This window comes from Neobacillus sp. S1115 (assembly GCF_055385565.1).
On sequence record NZ_AP038275.1, the window covers coordinates 4,657,732 to 4,671,408 of the forward strand.

The following is a 13,677-nucleotide window of genomic DNA, read 5'->3' on the forward strand; positions in this document are numbered from 1 at the left end:
AGCCTATTCTTATATGAATTGAAAAGGATCAGTATGAATTTGTGAAGGAAAAATCTCCACTTCATAGCCTGCTTCCTGGCATAATGTCTGCAACGTTTTGGTCAGGCCTTTTTTCATGACCTTTTCAACATTATGCCCTGGGTCAATCATATTCAAGCCATCCATCATCGCATCATGAGCGGTGTGATAATAAATATCCCCTGTCACATAAACATCGGCCCCTTTAAATTTGGCATGGGAATAATATTTATTGCCATCTCCACCTAATACGGCGGCCTTCTTCACTCTTGCCTGCATATCGCCCACCACGCGGACCCTGTCCACCTCAAGAGCCACTTTTACCTTTTCGGCAAACTCCTCTAACGTCATTTCCGGGATCTTTCCAATTCTGCCTAGCCCAAGTACCTCTCCTTTATTTTCAAGCGGATAAACATCATAGGCCACTTCCTCATATGGATGAGCTTTAATCATAGCGGTGATTACCTTTTTTAAGATAGGCTCAGGGACAATCGTTTCAATCCGAACCTCTTCGACCCTTTCTAGCTCCCCAGGCTTACCGATAAAAGGATTCGTATCCTCCCCCGGCAAAAATCGGCCAGTACCGTTTGCCGTAAATGAGCAATGGCTATAGCTGCCAATAAAACCTGCACCCGCATTCCCTAGCGCGTGTCTTAGTTCATCAGCATGACTGACAGGTACAAACACCACTAATTTCTTTAGTTTTGTATCAAAAGTTGGAACTAAAACCTCAGCATCCTCCAACCCTAAAGCTTCAGCCAGCCAATCATTCACCCCGCCCTTGGCCACATCTAGGTTGGTATGGGCCGCGTATACGGCGATATCATGTTTGAGTAATTTCTCAATGATCTGCCCTTGAACAGTATCAGTAATAATATTTTTTAGTGGTCGGAAAATCGGCGGGTGATGAGCAATAATAAGCTGAACCTTTTTTTCAATGGCCTCATCAATGACGGAATCAAGAACGTCCAAGGCAATCATTACCCGTTCTATCTTTTGATTAAGGCGTCCAATTTGCAGGCCGATTTTATCGCCTTCCATTGCCAGACTCTTTGGTGCAAATTTTTCAAACAGCTGAATAATTTCATGACCATTAGCTTTTTTCAATTTTCAATGCCTCCTCCACAAGTTTTAGCTTATCTTCTATTTCCTTTCTTTTCTCAACTGTTTCAGGGGTCGCAGCAGCGTTTTCTAACTGTTTTTTAACTCTTTCCCAATTGCTGCTTTCAGACAGCCATTTTTTCTTAAAAATCTCATTTTGGTTCTGAATGAGAAATGGTCCCATTAACAGCTCCATCTCCATTTTATTCTTTTTATAAGGGCGTTTTGCATTACCTTTTTCAGCAACTAAAATCTCATAGGTTTTGCCGTCTTCCTCAAGAATTTCTTCAGCAATCAACTCCCATTCATTTTCCAAAAACCATAAACGGATGGAAATGGCGCTAATGTTTGGCTGTAACACAAGCCTCTTGACGGTTTCCAGCTTTTCTTTTCCATTTTCTAAAATACTGGCAATCAAAGCGCCACCCATGCCGGCAATCGTAATGCAATCTATTTCACCAGATTCGATAACCTCGAGGCCGTCTCCCATCCTGACTGAAATTCTATCTGACAGTCCTTCTGCCATTACGTTGCTTTTTGCAGATTGGTATGGACCTTTCGCTACTTCACCGGCAACGGCAAACGGAATGCCAGCGTTTTTTACTAAGTAACTGGGCAGATAAGCATGATCAGAACCAATATCTGCTAATCTTGCCTCTTTTGGAACGTATTTCGCAACAGCCGTCAAACGCATTGATAATTTTTCTGCATTCAAATTAACACACCTGCTTTTCAATATGTATGCCTTAATAATATAAAAGGTCCTTTACAGATGCAAAGGACCTTTTGTCAAATTATTTAAGTTTCGATAACCAATCTGCCATTGCAGCAGCTTTATCCTCGGGAACAAGACCTGCAGGCATGGCGCCTTTACCGTGAGTCACGATGTTTTTAAGTTCTTCTTTAGAAAGCTTGTCGCCAACACCTTTTAACGGAGGACCTACAACCCCTTGGTATTGATCGCCGTGACAGCCAATACAAGTTGTTTTATAAATGTCTTCTGGCTTGGATGCAGCCACTTCTGTTTTCTCACTGCCTTTGCCTTCACCTTTCTCAGCAGCAAGCTCCTTACTATCCCCTAGTCCTTTAAAAGACAAAGTGAACATAAGGACAATCCCAAAAACCATGATGAGAATGTAAGGAATTACCGGATTCTTTTTCATAATTTTACCTCCCTATGTATGAACATCTGTAAATAAATAAAACCGCCTACAAACAACTACTATTTTACTTGAAAATGAACAGAAGGAAAAGCCCTAATGTTATTTTATCACTATAATCTTTTAAAAAAAGAGCAAAGAGGCTAAAATAATTATTTATTTCAGCCTCTTTGTTATATTTCCCAATTATTTTTTTGCTATGAATAGTCTGCTTATTTCCGCTCCAGGGGCTCGCTTTCCGCGGGCGTTGCGGGGAGCCTCCTCGGCGCTTTAGCGCCTGCGGGGTCTCCCCTGCCCCGTACTCCCGCAGGAGTCTCGCCCCTTCCGCTCCAATCAACAGAGTGTAAAAAATAACATTTTGCCTTTATAGGGCCTGTTTTAACAACCAATTAATCTTGAAATCACCATCCGCTGAACTTCGGAGGTTCCTTCGCCTATTTCCAGGAGCTTGGCATCACGCATCATTCTCTCCACATGATATTCTTTCATATAGCCATAGCCGCCATGAATTTGTACTGCTTGGCTGGTGACTTCCATACATATTTCCGATGCGTATAATTTACACATTGCTGCTTCCTTTGAAAATGTTCTTCCTTGATCCTTTAACCAAGCCGCCTTATAGACCATATTGCGGGCTAGCTCAATTTTCATCGCCATGTCAGCCAGCTTAAATTGAATAGCTTGGAAAGTTGAAATTGATTTCCCAAACTGTTTTCTTTCCTTAGCATAGGCTAGCGCTTTCTCGTAAGCACCCTGAGCAATCCCGACAGCCATGGCGCCGATTCCAATTCTGCCGCCATCAAGGGTAATTAAAAATTGCTTAAAACCCTCGCCTCGTTTTCCCAGCAGGTTTTCCACAGGTACTTTGACATCTTCTAAGACAAGCTCAGTTGTATTGGAGGAATTTAAGCCCATTTTTTCGTAATTATCAATAACTGTAAATCCAGCTGTATTCGTCGGAACAATGATGGCACTGATTTCTTTTTTACCGTTTGTTTCATTCGTTACAGCCGTTAGTGCCAAATGCTTGGCATAACTGGCATTCGTGATGAAGCATTTATTCCCGTTGATGACAAACTTGCCTTCCGTTTCCTTTGCGGTTGTTTTAGTTCCCCCGGCATCGGATCCGGCATTTGGCTCTGTCAATCCAAAGGCACCTAACGATTCGCCTGTGCAAATGGGTGTTAAATACGTTTGCTTTTGCTCTTCTGTACCAAATAAGTTTAAAGGAGCGCCCCCTAAGGAAATATGCGCTGAATAAGTGATACCTGTTGAACCGCAAACTCTGCTTAACTCTTCCACCACAATCGCAAAACTAACGGTGTCTGCCCCTCCCCCGCCGTATTCCTCCGGGAAGGGAAGCCCCATCATTCCCATTTCTGCCATTTTTTTAAACACATCTGTCGGAAACTGTTTTGTTCTGTCACGTTCTATTGCATCTGGCGCAACCTCTTCTTCTGCAAACTGGCGAATTGTCTTTTTAATCATTTGTTGTTCAGATGTTAAGTCAAAGTTCAAGTCCATCTCCCCCTAATCACCTATGTATACGCTTACAAATATATTATATTCTTTTCACCTAACAATTCTCAACTTTAATAAATTTTAGAAAATATAATATTATCTGAATATGGGATGATAAACCCATTCAGGTAGGGTATTTAGCACTACAAACCTTATCTGAATAAGAAAAATTGACTTTAATTCACCTTTTTTACGATAATAATTAGGTTGTTATTTGGGAGAAAACACCAATTGGCCTATTTGCAAAATGAGAGACAATTCAGTAAAATAGAGAACAAAGAGAAAGTGCTTTCAAAAAAGGAAAAAAAAATAGTTTACTTCTTGTAAGAAGTAAACTATCTTTTGAGCCTTATTCCAAGAAATCTTTAAGGCGTTTGCTGCGGCTTGGGTGACGCAGTTTCCTTAATGCTTTTGCTTCAATCTGCCGGATTCGCTCGCGGGTGACACCAAAAACCTTGCCGACCTCTTCGAGGGTGCGGGTACGGCCGTCATCCAGCCCAAAACGAAGGCGAAGAACATTTTCTTCCCGGTCCGTCAGGGTATCGAGAACATCTTCAAGCTGCTCCTTTAATAACTCGTAAGCAGCATGCTCTGAAGGGGATGTAGCATCCTGATCCTCGATGAAATCTCCAAGATGTGAGTCATCTTCTTCACCAATTGGTGTTTCAAGTGAGACAGGTTCCTGGGCAATTTTTAAAATTTCCCTTACCTTATCAGGTGTCAGGTCCATATCTTCGGCAATTTCTTCCGGAGTTGGTTCGCGGCCTAAATCCTGCAGCAACTGACGCTGAACACGAATAAGCTTGTTAATTGTCTCTACCATATGCACGGGTATCCGGATTGTTCTCGCCTGATCGGCAATGGCGCGGGTAATCGCTTGGCGAATCCACCATGTGGCATATGTACTAAATTTAAAGCCTTTACGATAATCAAATTTTTCAACCGCTTTGATCAGACCCATATTTCCTTCCTGGATAAGGTCAAGGAACAGCATGCCACGGCCAACATAGCGTTTTGCAATACTAACAACAAGACGGAGGTTTGCTTCAGCAAGGCGCCGCTTTGCTTCTTCATCACCTTGTTCAATGCGGTGGGCTAAGTTAATTTCTTCTTCAGCAGAAAGCAAATCAACCCGGCCAATTTCCTTTAGGTACATACGAACAGGGTCGTTGATTTTTACACCTGGAGGTACACTCAGATCATTTAAATCAAATTCATCGCTATCATCATCTTTTGATAGCGCCTTGATGCTTGGATCATCATCGTCCTCATCATCACTATCACCAACTAATTCAATTCCCTGGTCACCAAGGAATTCGTAAAACTCATCCATCTGATCGGATTCCACGTCGAAATTTGCCATTTTCTCGGCAATATCATCATAGGCAAGGACACCAACTTTTTTACCCAATGCGGTTAACTGGTCTTTCACTTGCTCAAGGGTCAATTCATTCTCGACCTCGCTTGCACGTGCTGATTTTTCAGCAGCCATACGGGGGTCCCCTCCTTCAATTAATCAAACACACTAAATTACTCTATAGTGATTTACGCAATTGATTGATTTCATTTCCAATCGCAGCAGCCAGCCTAAAATCACTGTGTCGCTCCGCTTCTTTTAACTCAGCTTCTTTTTCCTTTATTTTTAACAATTTTTTATGTTTCAACACCTGTTTGATATAATCAGTTAATTCCTGATGACTTAATTCATCATTAATTGACATCATTTCGATGTTGGCAACTATTCTTCTTAGATTTTCATCATGAATATAGGATAAAAATGCGCTTGAATCAGGGTTAATATGTTCTTCGTAAAATGCCAAAAGATAGGTTATGATTGCCTGATGTTCATCTTCGTTAAACGTATCGCCCTGTAGTAACTCCTGTACCTTATAGGTGTTATCCCTGCTTTTTAGCATATGGGCAATGAGACATCTTTCTGCCCGATAATACGCAGGTTTTAATTCATTTACTTTTTTTTGCACTAGAATCGGCTTAGATTTTGGTTCGTTCTTACCAATTTCCTTTTTCTTCTCCGCAAAATATATCTGCTGTTCCTGCTGTTTTAAGGAATCTAATGATAGGGAAAACTCTGCTGCAATTTGCCGCAAATAATGATCCTTTTCAACGGCTTTTGTTAATTTGCTGATTTCTTTTACTATTTGTTCGATATAAGCAAGCCTATCTCCTTCATTCTGAAGATTTTTTCCTCTTCGAAAATAAAGAATTTTAAAAGCCATCCAAGTTAAACTTGCTCCAATTACCTCGCCGCGAAATTTCTCCGGACTGTTCTTCTTTATATATTCATCCGGGTCCATGCCATCAGGCATTAAAGCTACTTTTATTTGAAAGCCTGCATCGTTCAAATGGTTGCCTGCTCGAAACGCTGCTTCAATTCCTGCTTTATCTGAATCATAGCAAATAGTGATGGTTTGCGCGCTTGTACGCAAAAGGGCGATATGATCATCAGTCAACGATGTCCCCATTGTCGCAATGCCATTTTCGATTCCGGCGCGGTCAGCGGAAATCACATCTGCAAACCCTTCAAATAAAACTGCCTGCTGGGATTTTTTTATGCTGGGCTTAGCCAAGTTGTAATTGTATAAAATTTTGCTTTTATTAAAGATTGCTGTTTCGGGACTGTTTAAATATTTGGGCTCATCGGCCCCTAGTGATCTCCCTGAAAAAGCAATCGTATTTCCGTTTCTGTTGAATATCGGAAACATAATTCGGTCCCTAAATCGATCAAAGTATGTTCCATCTTTTTCACGTTTAATGATGAGTCCGGCTTTTTCCATCCATTCGGGAGAAAAATCCCGTTTCGTTAGGAACTTATAAACAAAATCCCACGAATTCAAGGAATAACCAATTTGAAATTTCTCAATCGACTCATGTGTAAATCCTCTTCCAAGCAGATACTCTAATGCATGCTGTCCTTCTTTTGTATTTACCAGCAAGTGATGATAAAATTTACGTAACAGCTCGTGAGCATCAAGCATGGCCTGAAGTTCATCAGAAATTTTTTTCTCGGAGTGAGCGGAGGATAAATTTATTTCAAGATTAATATTTCCTCTAGCAGCCAGTTTCATAGCCGCTTCCTGAAATGAAATTCCCTCTAGTTCCATTAAAAAAGAAAAAACATTTCCGCCTGCACCGCAGCCAAAGCAATGGAAGATTTGTTTGTCAGGCGATACTGAAAATGACGGGGTGCTCTCTCCATGGAAAGGACATAATCCGAAGTAATTTCGCCCCTGCTTTTTCAACCCGACATAATCGCTGATTACCTCGACAATATCAACAGCCTGACGAATTTGTTCTATTTTTTCTTCGGCAATACGGTCTGCCATGAAAACAACTCCATTGGTATACAGGTATTCAACACCTTCATTTTAAATTCCTGCAAATTTCGACAAAATTTTTGTTAATTCCGCCGTAAATTTTTCCGATCCGCTAAACGAAAAGGTTTTGGACCTTTACCGTAAACTCCCTTCCTTCTAGCCTTCGCGTTAAGGAACTTTTCCTTGTTTTAGTGGTCAAAGGAGGCGATAAAAAATATGTCAATGGCGAATTTCTTTGCAATTTCGACAATCTCCGCCTTGACCGGGCAGGAATCAGCATCGACATAAAATTGTCGGGTGGTCCCTCACCATTTTATTAATTCTACATCACTCCGAATATTCCTTCTTTCCAGATTAATTTTATTGGGAAAACTCGCCGATTTACGAGCAGGCAAACGGGTTATGGAGAAATTTTCCCGATAAAATAAGAATTTCAAAAAAAAATTCCTTAGAGTGAAAAAAAGGATTTATGTCGAATTTTTTTTTGTAGGTCCCCTTGACATCTCACAGTAAATAGTTTATTCGTTCAAATGCAAGTCTAAACCTAAAAACATATATTTTTATCACAATTTTTTATTATAGTATATTCGTTATCATTTTGCCATAACTTTTTATTTATTATTTTTTTTACCCAGTAAGCAAAAAACACATAATCATAAGATTATGTGCTAAGGCCTGCCTTTTTGAATATAGTTTAAAATAACATTGGCCGTCTCTTCAACTGCTTTATTGGTTACATCAACAACAGGACAATTAATTTTCTGTACTACCTTTTCAAAAAAATCCAACTCTTCTTTTATCCTGTCAATGTTTGCATAGCTAGCCTGATCATTTAATCCTAAAGAAAGCAGTCTTTCTCTTCTTATGTTATTTAACTTTTCCGGACTGATTTTTAAGCCAAAGCATTTCTCTTTCGGGACTTTATAAAGTTCTTCCGGCGGATCAACCTCTGGAACAAGCGGGACATTGGCTACTTTTAGGCGTTTGTGGGCTAAATACTGGGATAAAGGAGTCTTTGAGGTTCGAGATACACCTATTAGCACAATATCTGCCTTTAAAATCCCTCTGGGATCACGCCCGTCATCATACTTTACAGCAAATTCAATTGCCTCCACCTTTTTAAAATAATCCTCATCCAATTTGCGGACAAGCCCTGGTTCACACAATGGTTCTTTGCCGCTGAAGCTTTGAATTTGATCGATAATCGGGCCAATTAAATCCACAGCTGATATTCCTTCTATATCTGTTCTTTCTTTCATGTATGTACGCATTTCCGGTTTGACAAGTGTATATGCCACCATTGCATGATCCAAAGAAACTAGTGACAAGACTTCATCAATATTTTCCTTATCTTCTACATAAGGGAATCTCTTTAATGTCATCCCGGATCCATTAAATTGACTGATAGCCGCTTTTGTTACTAATTCGGCCGTTTCACCTACTGAATCTGATACCACATAAATCACTGGCGAGACCATTCCCAAATCAACTCCTTCTTATTACCAAACTTTTATTCATCATCACCTAATGCAAGAAAGGCTTTGGTAATGTTCGTTTTCGTTACTCTGCCGATCACTTCAAAGCCTTTTTCGGTTTCTCTCACTACCGGCAGTGCATCTATTTGTTTTTCAATTAACTTTTTCGCAACTTCAATAAGCAGGTCATCCCGCTCGCACATGGTTATATTGGGCATTCTTGTCATGATGATATTGACAGGAATGGTCGTTAACTCTTGTTTCCCAATACTTGCCCGAAGCAAATCTTTTCTGGATAGAACTCCAACCAAAACAGTATTTTGGTCGACCACAAATAATGTCCCGACATCCTCAAGGAACATGGTGCAAATAGCATCATAAACCGAGACGTTTTCACTTACGACAACCGGGATGGATTGGTAGTCCCTCACATATATTCGTTGAAGATTTTCCGTTAATAATTGCGCTCCTGATTTTCCTGTATAAAAATATCCGACCCGGGGCCTGGCATCTAAAAAACCAGCCATTGTCAAAATAGCAAGATCCGGCCTTAATGTAGCTCTGGTTAAGTTCAATTGGTCGGCGATATGCTCTCCTGTGATCGGTCCATTTTCCTTTACTATATCTAATATCAGCTCTTGGCGTTTTGTCAGTTCGATTGTCCTCACCACCCTTTTAATTCCTGAAAGTATCCCGGAAGCCTCTTATTTAGCAATATTATATACTAAATGCTAACTAATTGAAATGAATCGGCTGTGAACTACAAATGAAAACTAGCCGATTGGCAAGTCCGATAGGACGGTTCATGAGGCGAAGTTGAATTTATAATTTCCTATTAGCCAAATAGGAAAAGGTGCGGGTTTCCGCACCTTTTTCTTAGAATGATACCTTTTCTTGCAAGAATGCAGCAAGCTCCGCTATTGGAACCCTTGTTTGTTCCATTGTGTCGCGGTCTCTGACGGTAACCATTTGATCTTCCTGGGAATCAAAATCATATGTGATACAGAATGGAGTACCGATTTCATCATGGCGGCGGTATCGTTTGCCGATAGAGCCTGCTTCATCATAATCTACGTTAAAGTGTTTTGCTAATCGTTCAAATACTTCTCGTGCACCATCGGAAAGCTTCTTCGAAAGCGGAAGAATTGCTGCCTTAAACGGTGCGAGAGCAGGATGGAAACGCATAACTGTTCTAGATGTTCCATCTTCTAACTGCTCTTCATCATAAGCATCGATTAAGAAAGCCAACGTTACCCGGTCTGCACCAAGGGAAGGCTCAATGCAGTATGGAATATATCGTTCATTTGTTTCCGGATCAATATAATTGAAATCCTCACCGGAATGTTGCATATGCTGCTTCAAATCATAATCAGTTCTAGAGGCAACACCCCAAAGCTCACCCCAGCCAAACGGGAATTTATATTCAAAATCAGTTGTAGCATTGCTGTAATGGGACAGTTCGTCTTCCGAATGGTCGCGAAGTCTTAAGTTTTCTTGGTTAAGACCTAATGACATGAGCCATTTTTCCGCAAATTGCTTCCAATAATCAAACCATTTTAGTTCCTCTCCTGGTTTGCAGAAGAATTCCAACTCCATTTGCTCAAATTCTCTTGTACGGAAGGTAAAGTTACCCGGTGTAATTTCATTACGGAAGCTTTTACCGATTTGGGCAATACCGAATGGCAGTTTCTTACGCATTGTCCGCTGTACATTTTTAAAGTTTACGAAAATACCTTGAGCTGTTTCCGGACGAAGAAAAATTTCATTTGCACTTGTTTCCGTGACGCCCTGGAATGTTTTAAACATAAGATTAAATTGGCGAATGCCGGTAAAATCGTGGCTGCCGCAGTCTGGGCAGGCGATATTATGCTCTTTAATCAGCTCTTCCATTTTTTCAAACGGAAGGCCATCGACCACCATCTCAATTCCTTTTTCTTCAAGCGCATTTTCAATCAATTTATCAGCACGGTGACGGGCTTTACAGTTTTTGCAGTCAATCATTGGATCGTTAAAGTTGCCGATATGCCCTGAAGCTTCCCATGTTCTCGGGTTCATGAGGATTGCCGCATCTAAGCCAACATTATATGGTGACTCCTGAACAAACTTTTTCCACCAGGCAGCTTTTATATTATTTTTAAATTCGACACCTAAAGGACCGTAATCCCAAGTGTTCGCAAGTCCGCCGTAAATTTCAGACCCCGGAAAAATAAAACCTCTGTGCTTAGCGTGTGAGACAATCTGTTCCATTGTTACACTCATCGTAATAACTCCTTTTTCATATTCTTAATAAATAAAAAAACTCCCGTCCCTATGCCTATAATAAGCATAGGGACGAGAGTTACCCGCGGTTCCACCCTATTTGCTGCCCTAAATAGCAGCCACCTTAATACAACTTTGCTCAAGAACGCCTTCCTTAATGCTCTATACCCTAGCTTACACTATCCTAGGTTCGCTTTTATAGAGGGGACTAAGTACTACTTTCTGTCAACGCAAATATTAATTTTAAAGCTAATATTAACCAAAACTTTTAACAATGTCAACATCGCATTTATAAAAGATTACGAAACTGCCCCATTGAGTCAAGGAATTTCTTTGTCTTCAAATGAAGCCCAGAATATTCTTCATAATAAACCGAAATAACTTTCTTCAGTTCTGCCTTTGTTTCATCTTTAACGGAGATATTCCCTAATCTAGACAAATCGAAATAATAAAACAATCTTAATAATTTTACCGCTGCTTGTGACAGTTTTATATGATAAGGGTCCTTGGCTAAACATCGGTGACAGATAAATCCGCCTTCCCGGATCGAAAAAGAAAAATGCCCGTCTGTGCTTCCACAAACGGAACATTGATTCAAGATAGGATATAATCCTAAAACATTCAACATTTTCATCTCATAGATATTCACAAGAATATCAGCATCAAAGCCTTCATTCATATAGTGAAGGGTCTGATAAAGCAATTCAAAATGAAAAGGATTAGGCTTTTTCTCCTCAGTACATTTATCCGTTAGTTCGACAATATAACTTGCATATGCGGTTAGAAAAATATCTTCCCCAATCGAGCGCATCGAGGAAACGACTTCACCCTGCTGAAGGCCTCCTAGGCCTGTTCCTTTTTGAACGAGGAAGTAACCGTGAGTGAATAACTGGGTAATAGCTGAAAGACGGCTATTAGGCTTTTTAGCTCCACGGGCCATAAAGCCAACCTTTCCCCATTCCCTTGTATATAGTGTAATAATTTTGTTTGTTTCACCATAATCTGTTGTTCTAATGACGATGCCTTCACATTTCTGAAGCATGATTGTCACCTTCTTCAGGCGCGTGACTTGCTTATGAAACTGGAAAATCGATTTGAGCTAGCTCTTCATTCAGATTACCGGGTATTTCTTGGTTTTCCTTCTCAAGCTCTTTAAAGAGAAGATATGTGTCAATATTACCTGTTTGGCTAAATATTTTCCACGTAAAATCCAACATGAAAACCCCACCTTTCGATATTTAGACTAGCGTTACAGTTCAAACCTTACAATTATCATAGCCTGCCTACGCATTAATCATAAGACGTAAATTTTGTTAAAACTGATTATGCATATTCTTGAAAGAGTGTTAATACTTTAGTTAAAGTGATTCACTAATATTCGTTTTCATTAAAGCCATATTCACGAAGCTGGGACATTCTATTGCGCCAATCCTTTTGAACCTTTACCCACAGTTCCAAAAAGACTTTGGAACCTAGAAGGTTTTCAATATCAACACGAGCACGCTTGCCTATTTCCTTCAGCATGCTTCCCTGCTTGCCAATGATAATCCCTTTTTGTGAATCACGTTCGACAATAATGGTTGCCATGACATGAATAATGTCTTTATTCCCCTGCCGTTCCATTTTATCAAGAACAACAGCCAAGGAATGAGGGATTTCCTCCCTTGTTAAATGAAGGGCTTTTTCCCTGATTAACTCTGTAATGATAAAGCGTTCCGGATGATCGGTTACCTGATCGGCAGGATAGTATTGCGGCCCTTCAGGAAGAATCGCTTTAATTTGCTCAAGCAGTCTTTCGACATTATTTCCTTCCAGTGCAGAAATTGGCACAATTTCTTGAAAAGCATACTTTTCTTTATACAATTCAATAATCTGCAACAGCTCATCAGGGTGAACTTGATCAATTTTATTAATGACGAGAAAGACTGGTGTATTAATGGTTTGAAATTTTTCAAGAATAAATTCTTCACCACGCCCAAAACCTTCTTCGGCATTGACCATAAATAAAACTAAGTCTACTTCTTTAAGAGTATTTTGGGCAACCTTCATCATGAAGTCGCCTAATTTATGTTTTGGTTTATGGATACCAGGGGTATCGATAAACACCATTTGGGCATCTGAAAGGGTCAGAACTCCTTGGATTTTATTGCGCGTTGTTTGCGGCTTGTCGCTCATGATGGCGATTTTTTGGCCGATTACCCGATTCAGAAAAGTTGATTTTCCAACGTTCGGGCGGCCAATAATGGATATAAACCCTGATTTATAATCTGTTCCTGAACTCGTATTATTTACCATTTAAATCCTCCGGCGAAAAAGCACCTGGCAATAACTGCTCTACTGTGGTCTCTAGAACATCCCCTTTAAGGTTGGTTAAAACCACCTTCATTTCCCTCGGGCATAATTCTGCAATGACCTGCCTGCAGGCCCCGCATGGCGAGCATGGCCGATCAGTGTCAGCAACAACGGCCATCATTTGATATTGCCGGTCGCCTTCTGAAAACGCTTTAAAAATAGCAGTCCTCTCTGCACAGTTACACATACTGTAGGCGGCATTCTCAATATTACAGCCATGATATACTTTACCATCTGTTGTTAAAAGCGCTGCTCCCACGCCAAACTTAGAATAAGGAACATAAGCTTTTTCTCTTGCCTTTTTAGCTTCTTCGATTAGTTGTTCGATGTTCACTAGTCTTCTTTCCTTTCCAGCAGGAGTCCTGCTGTTTCTTTATTTTACCTCAAATTTTCCAAAAAAACATTATTTGTAAAGAAAAAAATAAAAAATTTAAAATAGTTGAAATATTCTTAAAA

Annotated in this window: 13 protein-coding genes; all 13 read right to left on the reverse strand. The window is 40.1% G+C overall.

The genetic code is table 11. The features are described from left to right. Positions 1-9: 9 nt before the first annotated feature. A complete protein-coding gene (locus ACZ5B7_RS22790; RefSeq protein WP_464491085.1) occupies positions 10-1,125 on the reverse strand; it encodes a Nif3-like dinuclear metal center hexameric protein in 1,116 nt (371 codons plus the stop codon). Continuing rightward, positions 1,112-1,834, reverse strand: a complete 723-nt coding sequence (locus ACZ5B7_RS22795; RefSeq protein ID WP_464491086.1) for a tRNA (adenine(22)-N(1))-methyltransferase — start codon at positions 1,832-1,834, stop codon at positions 1,112-1,114. The genes ACZ5B7_RS22790 and ACZ5B7_RS22795 overlap by 14 nt, the downstream gene beginning before the upstream one ends. Before the next feature lie 79 nt (positions 1,835-1,913). Then, on the reverse strand, positions 1,914-2,282 hold the full coding sequence (cccA, locus tag ACZ5B7_RS22800) for a cytochrome c550 (RefSeq protein ID WP_423799118.1): 369 nt from the start codon (positions 2,280-2,282) through the stop codon (positions 1,914-1,916). A 375-nt stretch (positions 2,283-2,657) separates the two neighbouring features. Continuing rightward, positions 2,658-3,797: an acyl-CoA dehydrogenase gene (locus tag ACZ5B7_RS22805; protein WP_464491087.1), complete on the reverse strand. Its 1,140-nt coding sequence runs from the start codon at positions 3,795-3,797 to the stop codon at positions 2,658-2,660. 352 nt (positions 3,798-4,149) lie between these two features. Beyond that, entirely contained in the window at positions 4,150-5,292 is a 1,143-nt protein-coding gene (gene rpoD, locus ACZ5B7_RS22810; protein WP_213144825.1) for an RNA polymerase sigma factor RpoD, read from the reverse strand. A 43-nt stretch (positions 5,293-5,335) separates the two neighbouring features. Next, positions 5,336-7,144 (reverse strand): DNA primase, encoded by a 1,809-nt coding sequence (dnaG, locus tag ACZ5B7_RS22815; RefSeq protein WP_464491088.1) that lies wholly within the window; start codon positions 7,142-7,144, stop codon positions 5,336-5,338. Between the two features lie 659 nt (positions 7,145-7,803). Beyond that, positions 7,804-8,613, reverse strand: a complete 810-nt coding sequence (locus ACZ5B7_RS22820; protein WP_423799121.1) for a pyruvate, water dikinase regulatory protein — start codon at positions 8,611-8,613, stop codon at positions 7,804-7,806. Positions 8,614-8,645: 32 nt separating this feature from the next. Next, complete coding sequence (locus ACZ5B7_RS22825; RefSeq protein WP_464491089.1) at positions 8,646-9,281, reverse strand: helix-turn-helix transcriptional regulator; 636 nt, start codon at positions 9,279-9,281, stop codon at positions 8,646-8,648. Positions 9,282-9,486: 205 nt separating this feature from the next. Beyond that, on the reverse strand, positions 9,487-10,869 hold the full coding sequence (locus ACZ5B7_RS22830) for a glycine--tRNA ligase (RefSeq protein WP_213144822.1): 1,383 nt from the start codon (positions 10,867-10,869) through the stop codon (positions 9,487-9,489). Between the two features lie 289 nt (positions 10,870-11,158). Then, positions 11,159-11,911 (reverse strand): DNA repair protein RecO, encoded by a 753-nt coding sequence (gene recO / locus ACZ5B7_RS22835; RefSeq protein ID WP_464491090.1) that lies wholly within the window; start codon positions 11,909-11,911, stop codon positions 11,159-11,161. Between the two features lie 31 nt (positions 11,912-11,942). Then, the gene (locus ACZ5B7_RS22840; protein ID WP_213120142.1) at positions 11,943-12,086 is read right to left on the reverse strand and encodes a YqzL family protein; all 144 of its coding nucleotides are present in this window, start codon (positions 12,084-12,086) and stop codon (positions 11,943-11,945) included. Between the two features lie 154 nt (positions 12,087-12,240). Then, positions 12,241-13,164, reverse strand: coding sequence for a GTPase Era (gene era / locus ACZ5B7_RS22845; protein ID WP_217033700.1), 924 nt, complete (start codon positions 13,162-13,164; stop codon positions 12,241-12,243). Beyond that, entirely contained in the window at positions 13,154-13,555 is a 402-nt protein-coding gene (locus ACZ5B7_RS22850; RefSeq protein ID WP_423799123.1) for a cytidine deaminase, read from the reverse strand. Before ACZ5B7_RS22850 ends, era begins: the two co-directional genes overlap by 11 nt. Between the last annotated feature and the right edge of the window lie 122 nt (positions 13,556-13,677).

Excerpts from the sequence above, each read along its gene's own strand:
- ACZ5B7_RS22830 (WP_213144822.1), bottom strand. The coding sequence starts at position 10,869 with ATGAGTGTAACAATGGAACAGATTGTCTCACACGCTAAGCACAGAGGT.
- ACZ5B7_RS22840 (WP_213120142.1), bottom strand. The coding sequence starts at position 12,086 with ATGTTGGATTTTACGTGGAAAATATTTAGCCAAACAGGTAATATTGAC.
- ACZ5B7_RS22820 (WP_423799121.1), bottom strand. The coding sequence starts at position 8,613 with ATGGTCTCGCCAGTGATTTATGTGGTATCAGATTCAGTAGGTGAAACG.
- rpoD (WP_213144825.1), bottom strand. The coding sequence starts at position 5,292 with ATGGCTGCTGAAAAATCAGCACGTGCAAGCGAGGTCGAGAATGAATTG.
- era (WP_217033700.1), bottom strand. The coding sequence starts at position 13,164 with ATGGTAAATAATACGAGTTCAGGAACAGATTATAAATCAGGGTTTATA.
- dnaG (WP_464491088.1), bottom strand. The coding sequence starts at position 7,144 with ATGGCAGACCGTATTGCCGAAGAAAAAATAGAACAAATTCGTCAGGCT.
- cccA (WP_423799118.1), bottom strand. The coding sequence starts at position 2,282 with ATGAAAAAGAATCCGGTAATTCCTTACATTCTCATCATGGTTTTTGGG.
- recO (WP_464491090.1), bottom strand. The coding sequence starts at position 11,911 with ATGCTTCAGAAATGTGAAGGCATCGTCATTAGAACAACAGATTATGGT.